Origin of the sequence: Pseudomonas azotoformans (genome assembly GCF_001579805.1) — a bacterium.
Lineage (GTDB): Bacteria > Pseudomonadota > Gammaproteobacteria > Pseudomonadales > Pseudomonadaceae > Aquipseudomonas > Aquipseudomonas azotoformans_A.
On record NZ_CP014546.1, the window covers coordinates 1,918,561 to 1,935,667 of the forward strand.

15 protein-coding genes are annotated in these 17,107 nt (G+C 61.8%); 14 read left to right on the forward strand and 1 reads right to left on the reverse strand.

The window, feature by feature from the left end; all coding sequences use genetic code 11:
* Positions 1–27 precede the first annotated feature (27 nt).
* Positions 28–426 carry a hypothetical protein gene (locus AYR47_RS08935; RefSeq protein ID WP_156487790.1) on the reverse strand — a complete coding sequence of 133 codons (399 nt, stop codon included), beginning with the start codon at positions 424–426 and terminating at the stop codon, positions 28–30.
* Positions 427–880: 454 nt separating this feature from the next.
* On the opposite strand from AYR47_RS08935, the gene hutU reads away from it, so the two are divergent.
* The 14 genes from hutU (at position 881) to dtd (ending at position 16,974) form a co-directional block, all read left to right on the forward strand.
* Positions 881–2,566 carry a urocanate hydratase gene (gene hutU, locus AYR47_RS08940; RefSeq protein ID WP_061434954.1) on the forward strand — a complete coding sequence of 562 codons (1,686 nt, stop codon included), beginning with the start codon at positions 881–883 and terminating at the stop codon, positions 2,564–2,566.
* A gap of 43 nt (positions 2,567–2,609) precedes the next feature.
* Positions 2,610–4,055 carry a purine-cytosine permease family protein gene (locus AYR47_RS08945; protein WP_061434955.1) on the forward strand — a complete coding sequence of 482 codons (1,446 nt, stop codon included), beginning with the start codon at positions 2,610–2,612 and terminating at the stop codon, positions 4,053–4,055.
* Between the two features lie 69 nt (positions 4,056–4,124).
* Positions 4,125–5,090 (forward strand): ABC transporter substrate-binding protein, encoded by a 966-nt coding sequence (locus tag AYR47_RS08950; RefSeq protein WP_033897718.1) that lies wholly within the window; start codon positions 4,125–4,127, stop codon positions 5,088–5,090.
* Between the two features lie 71 nt (positions 5,091–5,161).
* Complete coding sequence (locus tag AYR47_RS08955; protein WP_010213842.1) at positions 5,162–6,013, forward strand: ABC transporter permease; 852 nt, start codon at positions 5,162–5,164, stop codon at positions 6,011–6,013.
* The gene (locus AYR47_RS08960) at positions 6,010–6,834 is read left to right on the forward strand and encodes a quaternary amine ABC transporter ATP-binding protein (RefSeq protein WP_005783958.1); all 825 of its coding nucleotides are present in this window, start codon (positions 6,010–6,012) and stop codon (positions 6,832–6,834) included. The genes AYR47_RS08955 and AYR47_RS08960 overlap by 4 nt, the downstream gene beginning before the upstream one ends.
* Before the next feature lie 16 nt (positions 6,835–6,850).
* A complete protein-coding gene (gene hutH, locus AYR47_RS08965; protein ID WP_061434957.1) occupies positions 6,851–8,359 on the forward strand; it encodes a histidine ammonia-lyase in 1,509 nt (502 codons plus the stop codon).
* Between the two features lie 32 nt (positions 8,360–8,391).
* Positions 8,392–9,930 (forward strand): histidine ammonia-lyase, encoded by a 1,539-nt coding sequence (gene hutH / locus AYR47_RS08970; protein WP_156487791.1) that lies wholly within the window; start codon positions 8,392–8,394, stop codon positions 9,928–9,930.
* 98 nt (positions 9,931–10,028) lie between these two features.
* The gene (locus AYR47_RS08975; protein WP_033897720.1) at positions 10,029–11,438 is read left to right on the forward strand and encodes an amino acid permease; all 1,410 of its coding nucleotides are present in this window, start codon (positions 10,029–10,031) and stop codon (positions 11,436–11,438) included.
* Positions 11,439–11,453: 15 nt separating this feature from the next.
* The gene (hutI, locus tag AYR47_RS08980) at positions 11,454–12,659 is read left to right on the forward strand and encodes an imidazolonepropionase (RefSeq protein WP_061434959.1); all 1,206 of its coding nucleotides are present in this window, start codon (positions 11,454–11,456) and stop codon (positions 12,657–12,659) included.
* 12 nt (positions 12,660–12,671) lie between these two features.
* Entirely contained in the window at positions 12,672–13,472 is an 801-nt protein-coding gene (hutG, locus tag AYR47_RS08985) for an N-formylglutamate deformylase (RefSeq protein ID WP_061434961.1), read from the forward strand.
* 129 nt (positions 13,473–13,601) lie between these two features.
* Positions 13,602–14,534, forward strand: a complete 933-nt coding sequence (choX, locus tag AYR47_RS08990; RefSeq protein ID WP_061434962.1) for a choline ABC transporter substrate-binding protein — start codon at positions 13,602–13,604, stop codon at positions 14,532–14,534.
* Complete coding sequence (locus tag AYR47_RS08995) at positions 14,531–15,466, forward strand: alpha/beta hydrolase (protein WP_061434963.1); 936 nt, start codon at positions 14,531–14,533, stop codon at positions 15,464–15,466. The genes choX and AYR47_RS08995 overlap by 4 nt, the downstream gene beginning before the upstream one ends.
* 102 nt (positions 15,467–15,568) lie before the next feature.
* A complete protein-coding gene (gene pip / locus AYR47_RS09000; protein ID WP_033897725.1) occupies positions 15,569–16,540 on the forward strand; it encodes a prolyl aminopeptidase in 972 nt (323 codons plus the stop codon).
* Complete coding sequence (gene dtd, locus AYR47_RS09005; RefSeq protein WP_016979155.1) at positions 16,537–16,974, forward strand: D-aminoacyl-tRNA deacylase; 438 nt, start codon at positions 16,537–16,539, stop codon at positions 16,972–16,974. Before pip ends, dtd begins: the two co-directional genes overlap by 4 nt.
* Positions 16,975–17,107: the final 133 nt, after the last annotated feature.

The following is a 17,107-nucleotide window of genomic DNA, read 5'->3' on the forward strand; positions in this document are numbered from 1 at the left end:
GCGCTCAGCCAGTATGGAGAGATGGGTTTACTTAACGCACATTAGTTGAAAGCCCATCGAAGAATCGCCAGCGGGTTTGTTGTCTCCCACTTTCAGCGTTAAAACGTTGACGTAGTTGATCGCCGGGACGCTCCCCAACTTGGCGTGGCCGTAGAAGATGTGATCATTGGAGCTGACGTCCGTCACCGACACGGTGCAAAACCGTGGCGCGTCCTTGAACACTCCCGGCACAAACCTGACTTTGTAATCGGAGAAGTAATCAGGTTGGGCGGTGAGTTTCACGTCCTTGATCCACTTGGGTGACTGCGCAGTAACTTTTCCTGTTTTATCAAGGGTCGCAGTAAAGGTGGCGGCAATGGCCTGGACTGAAGCCATGCTTGTCGCCATGAGTACGATAAAGATGCCTGCCCGTTTTAGAGTGGTCACGATAAGTCTTCCAGGGTGTTGGGTGTGTGAACGCCGACTCTAAACCACTGAATATACGAAAAAATCCGTTTTTACTGGGCTACAGATAACTCAGAAAAATCGTCGTTGGGACGCGCCTTTTGCCTGGCAGGCCAGGCGCGCTATTTCACTGCTACGCATGCCCACCCTCGCTTCCCAACCGTGCGCACCATTTTGTTACCGAATGCCCCAATGCGGCGCAACGCTGCGTTGGGGTGACAAACTCCTCTCCCGGCAAGAAACGGCTGCAAGAAATTTCATCAAGCCTCAAAGCCTCAATTTCCAAGGCTTGCACACCCCTCCACGAAAAATCCCGACGACGCCTTTCTAAAGTTGGCCGCTTGATTGCATATGCTTGTATGTACAAGTAAAGATGTGTGCGTAAGACTCTCCTTCGCACCATCCATGTTCGCGCATCGTGCCGAGGAGTCCAGCAGTGACCGATTTTTCTAAAGCCAAGCCTACAAAATACCGCGACGTCGAAATCCGTGCCGCCCACGGTAACAAGCTCACCGCCAAAAGCTGGCTGACTGAAGCGCCGCTGCGCATGCTGATGAACAACCTCGACCCGCAAGTGGCCGAGAACCCGAAAGAATTGGTGGTGTACGGCGGTATCGGCCGTGCGGCGCGCAACTGGGAGTGCTACGACCAGATCGTCGAGAGCCTCACTAACCTGAATGACGACGAAACCCTGCTGGTGCAATCCGGCAAGCCGGTCGGCGTGTTCAAGACCCACAGCAATGCCCCGCGTGTACTGATCGCCAACTCCAACCTGGTGCCGCACTGGGCCAGTTGGGAACACTTCAACGAACTGGATGCCAAGGGCCTGGCCATGTACGGCCAGATGACCGCGGGCAGCTGGATCTACATCGGCAGCCAGGGCATCGTCCAAGGCACCTACGAAACCTTCGTCGAAGCCGGTCGCCAGCATTACAACAGCCACCTGACTGGCCGTTGGGTACTCACCGCCGGTCTCGGCGGCATGGGCGGCGCGCAACCTTTGGCCGCAACCCTCGCCGGCGCGTGCTCGCTGAACATTGAGTGCCAGCAGGTCAGCATCGACTTCCGCCTCAACAGCCGTTATGTCGACGAACAAGCCACCGACCTCGACGATGCTTTGGCGCGTATCGCCAAGTACACCAAAGAAGGCAAGGCCATCTCCATTGCGCTGCTGGGTAACGCCGCAGAAATCCTGCCGGAGCTGGTCAAGCGCGGCGTGCGCCCGGACATGGTCACCGACCAGACCAGCGCCCACGACCCACTCAACGGCTACCTGCCAGCCGGCTGGACCTGGGACGAATATCGCGCCCGCGCCAAGACCGAGCCGGCTGCTGTGATCAAGGCCGCCAAGCAGTCGATGGCTGTGCACGTCAAAGCCATGCTGGAATTCCAGAAACAAGGCATCCCGACCTTCGACTACGGCAACAACATCCGCCAGATGGCCCAGGAAGAAGGCGTGGAAAACGCCTTCGACTTCCCAGGTTTCGTCCCGGCCTATATCCGTCCACTGTTTTGCCGTGGCATCGGCCCGTTCCGTTGGGCGGCACTGTCCGGCGACCCACAAGACATCTACAAGACCGACGCCAAGGTCAAAGAACTGATCCCCGACGACGCTCACCTGCACAACTGGCTGGACATGGCGCGCGAGCGCATCAGCTTCCAGGGCCTGCCGGCGCGTATCTGCTGGGTGGGCCTGGGCCAGCGCGCCAAGCTCGGCCTGGCGTTCAACGAAATGGTACGCAGCGGCGAGCTGTCGGCACCGGTGGTGATCGGCCGTGACCACCTCGACTCCGGCTCGGTATCCAGCCCGAACCGCGAAACCGAAGCCATGCAGGACGGTTCCGACGCCGTGTCCGACTGGCCGCTGCTCAACGCCTTGCTCAACACCGCGAGCGGCGCGACCTGGGTTTCGCTGCACCACGGCGGCGGCGTGGGCATGGGCTTCTCCCAGCACTCCGGCATGGTCATCGTCTGCGACGGTACCGACGAAGCGGCCGAGCGTATTGCCCGCGTACTGCACAACGACCCGGCCACCGGGGTGATGCGTCACGCAGACGCCGGCTACCAGATCGCGATTGATTGCGCCAAGGAGCAGGGCTTGAACCTGCCGATGATCAAGTAAGCCAGCACCCCCCTGAAAACAATCCATCAGAGGTTGAACATCCATGGCTGCAAATGACACCACCCCGTTGATCGAGAAACGTTCGATCGACTACATCCCGGAAGCGGAAAGACACGGTCGTCTATTGAGCCAGTTCACCCTGTGGATGGGTGCCAACCTGCAGATCACCGCGATTGTCACCGGGGCCTTGGCCGTGGTGCTGGGCGGTGATGTGTTCTGGTCGTTGATCGGCCTGTTGGTCGGTCAATTGATCGGCGGCGGCGTGATGGCGTTGCATGCGGCGCAAGGGCCCAAGCTGGGATTGCCGCAGATGATCTCCAGCCGGGTGCAGTTTGGCGTGTACGGCGCGGCGATTCCGATCGTGCTGGTGTGCCTGATGTACCTCGGCTTCACCGCCACTGGCACCGTGCTGTCCGGCCAGGCGCTGGGCCAGTTGTTCGGGGTCAGCGACAGCACTGGCATCTTGATTTTCGCCAGTGTCATCGTGCTGGTCACGGTGCTCGGTTATCGGGTGATCCACTTCATCGGTCGCGTTGCCAGCGTCATTGGCGTGATCGCCTTTGTCTACCTGTTCAGTCGCCTGATGAGCCAGACCGACGTTGGTGCACTCCTGCAGATCCGCCACTTCAGCTGGAGCAGTTTCCTGCTGGCGGTGTCGCTTGCGGCGTCCTGGCAGATCGCTTTCGGCCCTTACGTGGCGGACTACTCGCGCTATTTGCCGAGCAAGACCCCTTCGGTAAAAACCTTTCTCGCCGCCGGTGCCGGCTCGGTGATTGGCGCGCAGGTGGCGATGGTTCTCGGCGTGTTTGCCGCGGCCATGTCCAACGGGCAATTCGCCGGTCATGAAGTGGCCTACATCGTCGGCTTGAGTGGCACTGGGGCCACTGCGGCGCTGCTGTACTTCAGCATCGCGTTCGGCAAGGTCACCATCTCCACGCTGAACTCCTACGGCAGCTTCATGTGCATTGCCACCATCATCAGCGGCTTCCGTGGCCGCCTGGAGGTCACGCGCTTGCAACGCCTGATGTTCGTGCTGGCGATTGTCGGCACCGCGACCTTGATCGCCTTGCTCGGCCAGCATTCGTTCCTCGGCGCGTTCAAGTCTTTCATCCTGTTCCTGCTGGCGTTCTTCACGCCCTGGAGCGCGATCAACCTGGTGGACTACTACTGCATCACCCGTGAGCGTTATGACGTGCCGGCGCTGGCCGATCCGAACGGTCGCTACGGTCGCTGGAACCTGCTGGGGATCAGCGTGTACGTGTTCGGCGTGCTGGTGCAATTGCCGTTCATCTCCACCAAGTTCTACACCGGTCCTTTGGTGGCCGCGCTGGGTGATGTGGACATTTCCTGGATCATCGGTCTGGTACTGCCGGCAGCGCTGTATTACCTGTGTGCGAAAAAATGGCACGGCACGGTGCCCGATCAACTGATCCTGCCAACAGAGCAGGGCGCTATACCAAGAACAAACGGGCTGGCGACACAAGCCTGATGGGACGTGGACAGGGCAGGATGCCTACTGACTGCCGTAATCCATTTCAAGATTGGGAGCGTCACAACAATGAAAATGCATAAGACCCTGATGGCCACCCTGCTCTCTGCAGGTTTGCTGGCAAGCGCTGGCGCCCAGGCGGCCGGCTGGTGCGAATCCGGCAAGCCGGTGAAATTCGCAGGCCTGAACTGGGAAAGCGGCATGTTGCTCACCGACATCCTGCAAACCGTGCTGGAAAAAGGCTACGACTGCAAAACCGACAGCCTGCCGGGCAACTCCATCACCATGGAAAACGCCCTGAGCAGCAACGACATCCAGATCTTTGCCGAAGAGTGGGTGGGCCGCAGTGAGGTCTGGAACAAGGCCGAGAAGGCCGGCAAAGTCGTCGGCGTCGGCGCCCCGGTAGTCGGTGCCATCGAAGGCTGGTACGTGCCGCGTTATGTGATCGAAGGCGATGCCAAACGCAAGCTGGAAGCCAAGGCCCCCGACCTGAAAAACATTGCTGATCTGGCCAAGTACGCCTCGGTGTTCAAGGACCAGGAAGAACCCTCCAAAGGCCGTTTCTACAACTGCCCGGCCGGTTGGACTTGCGAGCTGGACAACAGCGAAATGCTGAAAAGCTACGGCCTGGAAAATTCCTACACCAACTTCCGCCCAGGCACCGGCCCGGCGTTGGATGCAGCGGTGTTGTCGAGCTACAAGCGTGGCGAGCCGATCCTGTTCTACTACTGGTCGCCAACCCCGCTGATGGGCCAGGTCGACCTGGTCAAGCTGGAAGAAAAACCCGGTGTGGATAAAAGCGTGAGCATCAAGGTCGGCCTGTCCAAGACCTTCCACGAGCAAGCCCCGGAACTGGTGGCCGTGCTGGAAAAGGTCAACCTGCCGATCGACCTGCTGAACCAGAACCTGGGTCGCATGGCCAAGGAGCGAATTGAGTCGCCAAAACTGGCGAAAATTTTCCTCAAGGAACATCCTGAAGTCTGGCACGCCTGGGTGAGCGACGACGCAGCCAAGAAAATCGACGCGGCCTTGTAGGTCAAGCGTGCCCGGCTACCCTGAGGGGCAGCCGGGCGCCTGGCCACAACCCACTGGATCGAGAGCACGATATGTTTCCTGAGAGTTTTACGTTTTCCATCGCCGACTGGGTCAACGGTTGGGTGGACTCATTGGTCACCAACTACGGTGATGTGTTCCGGCACATTTCCGACACCCTGCTATGGGCCATCGTCAACCTGGAAGGGCTGCTGCGCGCAGCGCCCTGGTGGCTGATGCTGGCCATCGTCGGCGGCGTCGCCTGGCACGCCACCCGCAAGGTGGTGACCACGGCGGTGATCGTCGGTTTGCTGTTCCTGGTGGGCGCGGTTGGCCTGTGGGACAAGCTGATGCAGACCCTGGCCTTGATGATGGTCGCCACGGTGATCTCGGTGCTGATCGGCGTGCCGCTGGGCATTCTGTCCGCACGCAGCAATCGCCTGCGCTCGGTGCTGATGCCACTGCTCGACATCATGCAGACCATGCCGAGTTTCGTGTACCTGATCCCCGTGCTGATGCTGTTCGGTTTGGGCAAGGTCCCGGCGATTTTCGCCACCGTGATCTACGCCGCGCCGCCGCTGATCCGCCTCACCGACTTAGGGATTCGCCAGGTCGACGGCGAAGTCATGGAAGCCATCAACGCCTTTGGTGCCAACCGCTGGCAGCAACTGTTCGGCGTGCAACTGCCGCTGGCGTTGCCGAGCATCATGGCCGGGATCAACCAGACCACCATGATGGCGCTGTCGATGGTGGTGATCGCCTCGATGATCGGAGCCCGTGGCTTGGGTGAAGACGTCCTCGTCGGCATCCAGACCCTCAACGTCGGCCGTGGCCTCGAAGCCGGGCTCGCGATTGTAATTCTCGCAGTGGTCATCGACCGCATTACCCAGGCCTATGGTCGTCCACGGCATGAGGCGAGCAAATGACTACTGTCAGCAAAATCGAAGTTAAAAACGTCTTCAAGATCTTCGGCGCCCGCTCTAAGGATGCGCTGGCCATGGTCGGCCAGGGCAAGACCAAGGACCAGGTGCTGGCCGAGACCGGTTGCGTGGTCGGCGTGAACGATTTGTCGTTGAGCATCGGCACTGGCGAGATCTTCGTGATCATGGGGCTGTCGGGTTCCGGCAAGTCCACGCTGGTGCGCCACTTCAACCGCCTGATCGACCCCACCAGCGGCGCGATCCTGGTGGACGGCGAAGACATCCTGCAACTGGACATGGAAGCCCTGCGCCAATTCCGTCGGCACAAGATCAGCATGGTGTTCCAGAGCTTCGGCCTGCTGCCCCACAAGAGTGTGCTCGACAACGTCGCCTACGGCCTGAAAGTGCGTGGCGAAACCAAGCAGGTCTGCGCCGAACGCGCCCTGCACTGGATCGAAACCGTGGGCCTCAAGGGCTACGAAAACAAATACCCGCACCAGCTTTCCGGCGGCATGCGCCAGCGCGTCGGCCTGGCCCGCGCCTTGGCGGCGGACACCGACATCATCCTGATGGACGAGGCTTTCAGTGCACTCGACCCACTGATCCGCGCCGAGATGCAGGACCAGTTGCTGGAGCTGCAAAAGACCCTGCACAAAACCATCGTCTTCATCACCCACGACCTCGACGAGGCCGTGCGCATCGGCAACCGTATTGCGATCCTCAAGGATGGCAAGCTGATCCAGGTCGGCACCCCTCGGGAGATCCTGCATTCGCCGGCGGATGAATATGTGGATCGGTTTGTTCAGCGGCGGGCGGCGGTGGTTTGAATTGAAGAGGTCAACCATGTTCCAGGCAGCAAAAATCATCATTGCCGACGCCCCGCTGCGCTGGCAGGACGTCGTCGCCGTCGCCCGCCAAGGCGCGGTGCTTGAACTCTCGGGCCAGGCCTGGGCACGCATCGACAATGCCCAGGCCATCGTGCAACGCATTGTCACCAGCGGTGAGCGCGCCTATGGCGTGAACACCGGCCTGGGCGCGCTGTGCAATGTGTCGCTCAAGGGCGAGCAACTCAGCCAGCTGTCGCGCAATACTTTGCTGAGCCATGCCTGTGGCGTTGGCCCGGTGCTGAGCGACGAGCAGACCCGTGCGATCATCTGCGCGGCGATCATCAACTACAGTCATGGCAAATCCGGCCTGCATCCGCAGGTGGTGCACTCGTTGCTGGCGTTGCTCAACCACGGCATCACACCGCAAGTGCCGTCCCAGGGTTCGGTGGGTTACCTGACCCACATGGCCCATGTGGGCGTGGCCTTGTTGGGCGTGGGCGATGTGAGTTACCGAGGCCGCATCGTTCCGGCTCAAGAGGCCTTGAGCGCGGAAGGATTGCATCCGGTCGTGCTTGGCGCCAAGGACGGCCTGTGCCTGGTCAACGGCACGCCGTGCATGACCGGCCTGAGCTGTCTGGCCCTGGCCGACGCCCATCACTTGCTGCAGTGGGCCGACGTGATCGGCGCCATGAGTTTTGAAGCCCAGCGCGGCCAGATCGACGCGTTTGACGAAGAGATCATCGCCTTAAAACCGCACCCTGGCATGCAACACGTCGGCATCAACCTGCGCGCCTTGCTCGATGGCAGTGAAGTGATCGCCAGCAGCAAAGGCATCCGCACCCAGGACGCCTTGAGCATCCGTTCGATCCCACAGATCCACGGTGCAGCCCGCGACCAGGTGGAACACGCCACCCGCCAGATCGAGACCGAACTCAACAGCGCCACCGACAACCCGCTGGTACTCGGCACGCCAGACCATTACCGCGTGGTGTCCCAGGCCAACCCCCACGGACAATCCGTGGCACTGGCGGCGGACATGCTGGCAATCGCCATGGCCGAAATCGGCTCGGTGGCCGAACGCCGCCTGGACCGCCTGATCAACCCGCACGTCAGCGGCTTGCCGGCGTTTCTGGTGAGCAACCCTGGGGTCAACTCCGGGATGATGATCGTGCAGTACGTCGCCGCTTCGCTGTGTGGGCAAAACCGCCAGTTGGCGCAACCGGCGGTGCTCGACAACTTCGTCACCTCGGGCCTGCAGGAAGACCACCTGAGCATGGGCACCAATGCCGCGCTCAAGCTGCACCAGGTGTTGGCCAACGTGACGCAGATCCTCGCTATCGAGTACTTGCTGGCGGCCCAGGCGTTCGAATTCTTGAAGGACCAGCGCTTCGGCGCCGGCACCGACCGCGCGTGGCGCCTGTTGCGTGAAGTGGTCCCGGCCTACGAGCAGGACCGCTGGCTGGCGCCGGACATTGCGGCCGCTGCCCAACTGCTCAAAGACACCGACTTACCGAATTTGCACTGAAGCCTTATTCAAAAGAACAATTCAAAAGGAGTATGAATGTGACTGCGCTAAACCTGATTCCAGGCCAACTGAGCCTTGCCCAACTGCGAGCCATCTACCAGCAGCCGGTAACCCTCAGTCTGGATGACAGCGCCACGGCGCAGATCGACGCCAGTGTTGCTTGCGTGGAGCAGATTCTCGCCGAGAACCGCACCGCCTACGGCATCAACACCGGTTTCGGCCTGCTGGCCTCGACCCGCATCGCAAGTGTTGACCTGGAAAACCTCCAGCGTTCCCTGGTGCTGTCCCACGCCGCCGGCGTCGGTGAGCCGATCAGCGATGCCCTGGTGCGGCTGGTCATGGTGCTCAAGGTCAACAGCCTCAGCCGTGGGTTCTCCGGGATCCGCCGCCAGGTGATCGACGCGCTGATCGCGCTGATCAACGCCGAGGTGTACCCGCATATTCCGTTGAAAGGTTCGGTCGGTGCCTCCGGCGACCTGGCGCCCTTGGCGCACATGTCCCTGGTGCTGCTGGGCGAAGGCAAGGCGCGCTACAAGGGCGAATGGCTGGAAGCCACCGACGCGCTGAAAGTCGCCGGCCTGACGCCGCTGACCCTCGCCGCCAAAGAAGGCCTGGCGCTGCTCAACGGCACCCAGGTGTCCACCGCGTACGCCCTGCGTGGCCTGTTCGAAGGCGAAGACCTGTTCGCCAGTGCCCTGGCATGCGGCGCGCTCACCGTGGAAGCAGTGCTGGGTTCGCGCTCCCCCTTCGACGCACGCATTCATGCCGCACGCGGCCAGCGTGGGCAGATCGATTCAGCAGCAGCCTATCGTCACCTGCTGGGCGAAAGCAGCCAGGTGTCTCAGTCGCACCAGAACTGCGACAAGGTGCAGGATCCATACTCGCTGCGCTGCCAGCCGCAAGTCATGGGCGCGTGCCTGACCCAGTTCCGCCAGGCCGCCGAGGTGTTGGTGGTAGAAGCCAACGCCGTATCGGATAACCCGCTGGTCTTTGCCGCCGAAGGTGACGTGATTTCCGGCGGTAACTTCCACGCCGAACCGGTGGCCATGGCCGCCGACAACATGGCACTGGCCATCGCTGAAATCGGCTCGCTCAGCGAGCGCCGTATCTCGCTGATGATGGACAAGCACATGTCGCAACTGCCGCCGTTCCTGGTGGGCAATGGTGGTGTGAACTCCGGCTTCATGATCGCCCAGGTGACCGCTGCCGCGCTTGCCAGCGAAAACAAGGCGCTGGCCCATCCCCATAGCGTCGACAGTCTGCCGACCTCGGCCAACCAGGAAGACCACGTTTCGATGGCCCCGGCTGCGGGCAAGCGCCTGTGGGAAATGGCCGAGAACACCCGTGGCGTTCTCGCCGTGGAATGGCTGGCCGCGTGCCAGGGCCTGGACCTGCGCGAAGGCCTGAAAACCTCGCCTGCGCTGGAAAAAGCGCGCGGGATCCTGCGCGACAAAGTGGCGTTCTATGAGAAGGACCGTTTCTTCGCACCGGACATCAACGCCGCCAGCGAGTTGTTGGCCAGCCGCTGCCTGAATGAGCTGGTGCCGGCCAAGCTGCTGCCGAGCCTCTAAGGGCGACATTCTGTAGTGAGCGGGGCAAGCCCGCTCACTACAGTTGTCAGGCGACAGGGTCGAAATTTTCTCGGGATAAAAATAACTAGGGAAGAGAAATGCACCAGCAAGAGAAAGGATTGAAACGCGGGCTCAGCGCCCGACATATTCGCTTCATGGCACTCGGTTCCGCGATCGGCACCGGGCTGTTCTATGGCTCCGCCTCCGCCATCCAGATGGCCGGTCCCGCTGTGCTGCTGGCCTACCTGATCGGCGGCGCCGCTGTATTCATGGTGATGCGCGCCCTCGGCGAAATGGCCGTGCACAACCCGGTGGCCGGTTCGTTCGGCCAGTACGCCAGCACCTACCTGGGCCCCATGGCCGGGTTTATCCTCGGGTGGACCTACGCCTTTGAGATGATCATCGTCTGCCTGGCCGACGTCACCGCCTTCGGTATTTACATGGGCTTCTGGTTTCCCGACGTCGCGCGTTGGGTCTGGGTGCTCGGCATTGTGTTTTTGATCGGCGGCCTGAACCTGTGCAACGTCAAAGTGTTTGGCGAAATGGAGTTCTGGCTGTCGCTGCTCAAGGTCGGTGCCATTGTGGCGATGATCCTCGGCGGGTTTGGCATCATGCTGTTCGGCATTCATTCGGCCGGTGAAACCCAGGCCAGCGGCCTCAGCAATCTGTGGGCCCACGGCGGTTTCATGCCCAACGGCATTGGCGGCCTGATCGCCTCGTTCGCGGTGGTGATGTTTGCCTTTGGCGGCATCGAAATCATCGGCATCACCGCCGGTGAAGCCAAGGACCCACAGCGCGTGATCCCCAAGGCGATCAACGCGGTGCCGCTGCGCATCCTGTTGTTCTACGTTCTGACCCTGTTCGTGCTGATGGCCATCTATCCATGGCCGCAAATCGGCAGCCAGGGCAGCCCGTTCGTGCAGATCTTCAGCAACCTCGGCATCGGCTCGGCGGCGACCATTCTCAATATCGTGGTGATCTCGGCGGCCGTTTCGGCGATCAACAGCGACATCTTCGGTGCCGGCCGCATGATGTACGGCCTGGCCCAGCAAGGGCAGGCGCCCAAAGGCTTTGCGCAATTGTCGAAACACGGCGTGCCGTGGATGACTGTTGTGGTGATGGGCGCGGCGCTGCTCGGCGGTGTGGTGCTCAACTACCTGATCCCGGAAAACGTGTTCCTGCTGATCGCCTCGATTGCCACCTTCGCCACCGTGTGGGTGTGGCTGATGATCCTGTTCACCCAGGTCGCCATGCGCCGTTCGATGACTAAAGAGCAGGTGGCCGAACTGAAATTCCCCGTGCCGTTCTGGCCCTATGCGCCGGCGGCCGCCATTGTGTTCATGCTGTTCGTGTTTGGCGTGCTGGGTTACTTCCCGGACACCCAGGCCGCTTTGCTGGTCGGTGCTGTGTGGATCGTGCTGCTGGTGGTGGCTTACCTGCTGTGGGTCAAGCCCGCTGCCGGGCAAGCGGCCAAGGTCCATTACGACCCGGCTTTGTCTCATCGTTAATCTAGGGAGGCGTTGATGAAAACGCTTTGGCAACACTGCCACGTCGCAACCATGGCACAGGGCAAATACTCGATCATCGAGGATGCCGCCATGGTGACCGTCGGTTCGCTCATCGAGTGGATCGGCCCCCGCAGCCAGGCGCCCACGGCGGATTACGCCCAGGTGCATGACCTGCAAGGCGCGTGGGTCACCCCCGGGCTGATCGACTGCCACACCCACACGGTGTTCGGCGGCAACCGCAGCGGCGAGTTCGAGCAACGCCTCGAAGGCGTGAGCTACGCCGAGATCGCGGCCAAGGGCGGCGGTATTGCCAGCACTGTGCGTGCCACCCGTGCGGCGACGGAAGATGAACTGTTTGCCAGCGCTGAAAAACGCCTGCGCAGTCTGCTACGCGATGGCGTGACCACCGTGGAGATCAAGTCCGGCTACGGCCTGGACCTGGCCAACGAACGCAAGATGCTGCGCGTCGCCCGTCGCCTTGGTGAAGCGCTGCCGGTCAGCGTGCGCGCCACGTGCCTGGCGGCCCACGCGTTGCCGCCGGAATACAAGGACCGCGCCGACGACTACATCGAGCACATCTGCGCCGAGATGCTGCCGGCCTTGGCGGCGGAAGGGCTGGTGGACGCGGTGGATGCGTTTTGTGAATACCTGGCGTTTTCCACCGAGCAGGTGGAGCGCGTGTTCAAGGTTGCCCGGCAACTCGGCCTGCCGGTGAAACTGCACGCCGAGCAACTCTCATCGCTGCACGGCTCCAGCCTGGCGGCGCGTTACCAGGCGCTGTCGGCGGACCACCTGGAGTTCATGACCGAAGAAGACGCCATCGCCATGGCCGCTGCCGGCACCGTCGCGGTGCTGCTGCCGGGCGCGTTCTACTTCCTGCGCGAAACCCAGTTGCCGCCGATGGACGCCCTGCGCAAGCACGGCGTGAAAATCGCCATCGCCAGCGACCTCAACCCCGGCACCTCGCCGGCTCTGTCGGTGCGCCTGATGCTGAACATGGCCTGCACACTGTTCCGCATGACCCCGGAAGAAGCCTTGGCGGGCGCCACTCAACATGCGGCCACTGCGTTGGGCATGGGCGATACCCACGGCTCCCTGGAAGTGGGCAAGGTCGCGGATTTCGTCGCCTGGCAGATTGATCGTCCTGCCGACCTGGCCTATTGGCTGGGCGGCGAGCTGGATAAACGCGTCGTGCGCCATGGCGTCGATGTCACTGTTTGAGGAGTACTGTTCGTGGATAAGGTTCTGAACTTCAAACAAGGCCGTGTGCCGCTGCTGATCAGCATGCCCCACGCCGGCCTGCGCCTGACGCCTGCTGTCGAGGCGGGGTTGATTCCCGAGGCGCAAAGCCTGCCGGACACCGATTGGCATATCCCCACGCTGTATGACTTTGCCGAGGCGCTGGGTGCTAGCACTTTGTCGGCAGAATATTCCCGATTTGTGATCGACCTGAACCGGCCATCCGACGACAAGCCGCTGTATGTCGGCGCCACCACCGGGCTGTATCCGGCGACGCTGTTCGACGGCGTGCCCTTGTTCCGCGAGGGGCTGGAGCCGAACGAGACCGAGCGCGCCAGTTACTTGCAGAAAATTTGGGGCCCGTATCACCGCACCCTGCAGGAGGAACTGGCACGGCTCAAGGCCGAGTTCGGCTACGCCTTGCTGTTCGATGCGCACTCGATCCGTTCGGTCATCCCGCACCTGTTCGAAGGCAAGCTGCCGGACTTCAACCTCGGCACCTTCAATGGCGCCGCCTGTGATCCGGAACTGGCCAGCCAGTTGGAAGCTATTTGCGCGACGCATCCGCAGTACACCCATGTGCTGAACGGGCGCTTCAAGGGCGGCCACATCACCCGGCATTACGGTGACCCGGGCCAGGATATCCACGCGGTGCAGCTGGAGCTGTGCCAGAGCGCCTATATGGAAGAGTTCGAGCCGTTCCGGTATCGAGCGGATCTGGCCGAGCCGACGCGGGTGGTGCTCAAGCAATTGTTGCAAGGTTTGTTGGCGTGGGGGCAGAAGCGCTACGGCTGACCGTCTGTCGCCTGGGTGCAAAACCCGGTCGCCACAGGTCGCTTTTATCGAGGTCTCGCTGGGTAAGGTTGTGGATACGGCGCGTCAGACGCCACTCCTACAATAAAGCTGCCGAGTGAGACCTCTTCCATGAAAAAACTGTTGTTGACCCTCACCGGCGCCGCGTTGCTCAGCGCCAACGCCATGGCCGCCGAACCGGCCTCCTGCAATAACATCCGCATGGGCGTGGTCAGTTGGACCGACGTGGTCGCCACTTCCGGCATGGCCGACGTGCTGCTCAATGGCCTCGGCTACGACAGCAAGCAGACCAGCGCCGTGCAGCAGATCATCTTTGCCGGCATCCGCGACAAGCGCCTGGATATTTTCCTCGGTTACTGGAAACCGGCGATGGACAACAACATCGCGCCGTTCCTGGCGGCCAAGCAGGTCAAGGTATTCGATACACCCAGCCTCGCCGACGCCCAGGCCACCCTGGCCGTGCCGCAATACGTGGCGGATGCGGGCTTGAAGACCTTCGCCGATATCGCCCGTTTCAAGGACAAGCTCGGCGGCAAGATCTATGGCATCGAGCCGGGCAGCGGTGCCAACACCGATATCCAGAAAATGATCGACACCAACCGCTTCGGCCTTGGCGGCTTCAAGTTGGTTGCCTCCGGTGAAGCCGGGATGCTGGCAGCGGTGCAGCGCGCGGTGAATCGCAAGGAATTCGTGGTGTTCGTCGGTTGGACCCCGCACCCGATGAACATCAATATGAAGATGGCCTATCTCACCGGCAGTGAAGACGTATTCGGCCCCGACGAAGGCCGCGCCACCGTCTCCACCGTCACCGCGCCGGATTTTGCCGAGCGCTGCCCCAACGCCAATCGCCTGTTGGAAAACCTCACCTTCACTGCCGCCCAGGAAAGCCAGTTGATGGTGCCGATCATGGAGCGCAAATCGCCGCAGGACGTGGCCAAGCAATGGCTGCGTGATCACCCCGAGGATTTGCAGCGCTGGCTGGCTGGGGTCAAGGCGCTCGATGGCAGCGATGGGGCGGCGGCAGTGCAGGCGAGTCTTAAATGAGTCGATACCCGATCTCGCCAGAACTGGCAGCGTTCGTGGAGAAGACTGAGTCCTTCACCCGTGACGACTCATCGCTGGCGGGCTTACGCCAAAACTACGACAGCATGTGCCAGGCATTCACCCCGGCGAAACCCGAAGGCTTGCAGGTCGAAGACCTGACCCTGGCCGGCGTAGGCGTGCGCAGTTATCTGCCGACCTCGCCGGTTCCTGCTGATGGCTGGCCTTGCCTCCTTTATATGCACGGCGGCGGTTGGGTCGTCGGCGGGCTGGATTCCCACGATTTCATCTGCTTCGAGCTGGCCACGGCCTTGCAGGTGTTGGTGATCGCCATCGATTATCAGCTGGCGCCTGAACACCCGTTCCCGGCCGCCTATGAGGATTGTCGCGCCGTGTGGCAGGCCATCCAGGCGGGGCAGGCGCCGTATGCCATCAACCTGCGGCGCCTGGTGGTCATGGGCGACAGTGCAGGCGGCAACCTGGCGGCAGCATTGTGTATGGGATTGCGCGACGACGGGCAACCGTTGCCGCGCGCCCAGGTCTTGATCTATCCGGGGTTGGGCGGCCCCTGCGACTTGCCATCGCGGCGCGACTGCATGGACGCGCCCTTGCTCAGCAGCGCCGACACCGATGGCTACCTGGCGCTGTACCTGCAGGGCAGCGACAGGCCGTCGCCCTACGCGATGCCGCTGTCGGCCGCAGACTTCAGCGGTTTGCCCAAGGCGTTGATCGCCGTGGCCCAGTTCGACCCGCTGCGCGACGACGGCATGCTCTACGCCGAACGTCTGCAGGCGGCAGGCGTGGCCGCCGTGCTGTATCCCGGCAAAGGCCTGGTCCACGGCTGCCTGCGGGCGCGGCGGCAAGCGCCGGAAGTGGACCGGCTCTATGAATACCTGCTGGACTACCTGGGGAGCGAAGGGCTGACACAGGTCTAAGTGCTCTAGGACATGCTCATTGCACAATTCGGGTTTATAGTGCCAGACGGCAAAATAAAAGACGTCCCCCAGGGATGAACCCGACCCCTTACGGAGCGCGCAATGCAGACTTGGTTCCCGCAGATCAAACCCCACGCCCGGCACGATCTGGCCGTCGATGACATCCACACGCTGTACGTCGATGAAAGTGGCTCCCCCGAAGGCTTGCCCGTCGTCTTTATCCATGGTGGCCCGGGTTCCGGTTGTGATGCCCAGAGCCGTTGCTATTTCGACCCTAACTTGTACCGCATCGTCACCTTCGACCAGCGTGGCTGCGGGCGCTCCACCCCGCGCGCCAGCCTGGAAAACAACACCACCTGGGACCTGGTCGCCGACCTTGAGCGCATCCGCGAGCATCTGGGCATCGACAAGTGGGTACTGTTCGGCGGCTCGTGGGGCTCGACCCTGTCACTGGCCTACGCGCAAACCCATCCCGAGCGTGTGCTCGGCCTGATCGTGCGCGGCATTTTCCTGGCCCGGCCGCAGGACATCCATTGGTTCTACCAGGAAGGCGCGAGCCGCCTGTTCCCGGATTACTGGCAGGACTACATTGCGCCGATCCCGCCGGAAGAGCGTCACGACATGATCGCGGCCTACCACAAGCGCCTCACCGGCAACGACCAGATCGCCCAGATGCACGCGGCCAAGGCCTGGTCCGGCTGGGAAGGGCGCATGCTCGGCCTGTGCCCGAGCCCGCAGCATGTGGAGCGGTTTTCCGAGCCACAGCGCGCGCTGTCCATCGCGCGGATCGAGTGCCACTACTTCACCAACAACTCCTTCCTGGAGCCCAACCAGCTGATCCGCGATATGCACAAGATCGCCCATCTGCCTGGCGTAATCATTCACGGGCGCTACGATATGATTTGCACTTTGGATAACGCCTGGGAGTTGCACCAGGCGTGGCCCAACAGTGAGTTGCAGGTGATTCGCGAGGCCGGCCATGCCGCGTCCGAGCCCGGCATCACCGATGCCTTGGTGCGGGCGACCAGCCAGATGGCACGTCGCTTGCTCGACCTGCCGCCCGAAGAAGCATGAAGGGCCTGCTGCAACGGGTGCGCGGCGCCCGGGTCGAGGTTGCGGGCGAAATCGTCGGCGCCATCGACCAGGGGTTGCTGGTGCTGGTGGCCGTCGAGCCTGCGGATACGCCGGAGAGTGCCGATAAGCTGTTACACAAGCTGTTGAACTATCGGGTGTTCAGCGACGACGAAGGCAAGATGAACCTGTCGTTGAAGGATATCGACGGCGGTTTGTTGCTGGTGTCGCAGTTCACCCTGGCGGCGGATACCAAGAGCGGGCTGCGGCCGAGCTTCTCTACAGCGGCCCCACCGGCCCTGGGAGCGGCGCTTTTTGATCACTTGCTGTTACAAGCGCAACAATTGCATGGCAAGGTGGCGTCAGGGCGTTTTGGCGCGGATATGCAGGTGCATTTGGTCAATGATGGCCCTGTGACCTTCCTCTTGCAGACGTGAATGTATTAAAAACGACTTTTAATGCCTAAAAACGCAGGGTTTCGCTACAAATACTTCGTTATCCCTGATGCGTTGTTTCGCGGGCTACTAGATAATCGCGCGCTACGGGGATCAGCGTTGTTTGGTCCATTTT

Coding starts and splice junctions, on each gene's coding strand:
- AYR47_RS08945 (WP_061434955.1), top strand. CDS start 2,610: ATGGCTGCAAATGACACCACCCCGTTGATCGAGAAACGTTCGATCGAC.
- AYR47_RS08950 (WP_033897718.1), top strand. CDS start 4,125: ATGAAAATGCATAAGACCCTGATGGCCACCCTGCTCTCTGCAGGTTTG.
- AYR47_RS08955 (WP_010213842.1), top strand. CDS start 5,162: ATGTTTCCTGAGAGTTTTACGTTTTCCATCGCCGACTGGGTCAACGGT.
- AYR47_RS08960 (WP_005783958.1), top strand. CDS start 6,010: ATGACTACTGTCAGCAAAATCGAAGTTAAAAACGTCTTCAAGATCTTC.
- hutH (WP_061434957.1), top strand. CDS start 6,851: ATGTTCCAGGCAGCAAAAATCATCATTGCCGACGCCCCGCTGCGCTGG.
- hutH (WP_156487791.1), top strand. CDS start 8,392: ATGAATGTGACTGCGCTAAACCTGATTCCAGGCCAACTGAGCCTTGCC.
- AYR47_RS08975 (WP_033897720.1), top strand. CDS start 10,029: ATGCACCAGCAAGAGAAAGGATTGAAACGCGGGCTCAGCGCCCGACAT.
- hutI (WP_061434959.1), top strand. CDS start 11,454: ATGAAAACGCTTTGGCAACACTGCCACGTCGCAACCATGGCACAGGGC.
- choX (WP_061434962.1), top strand. CDS start 13,602: ATGAAAAAACTGTTGTTGACCCTCACCGGCGCCGCGTTGCTCAGCGCC.
- AYR47_RS08995 (WP_061434963.1), top strand. CDS start 14,531: ATGAGTCGATACCCGATCTCGCCAGAACTGGCAGCGTTCGTGGAGAAG.
- pip (WP_033897725.1), top strand. CDS start 15,569: ATGCAGACTTGGTTCCCGCAGATCAAACCCCACGCCCGGCACGATCTG.
- dtd (WP_016979155.1), top strand. CDS start 16,537: ATGAAGGGCCTGCTGCAACGGGTGCGCGGCGCCCGGGTCGAGGTTGCG.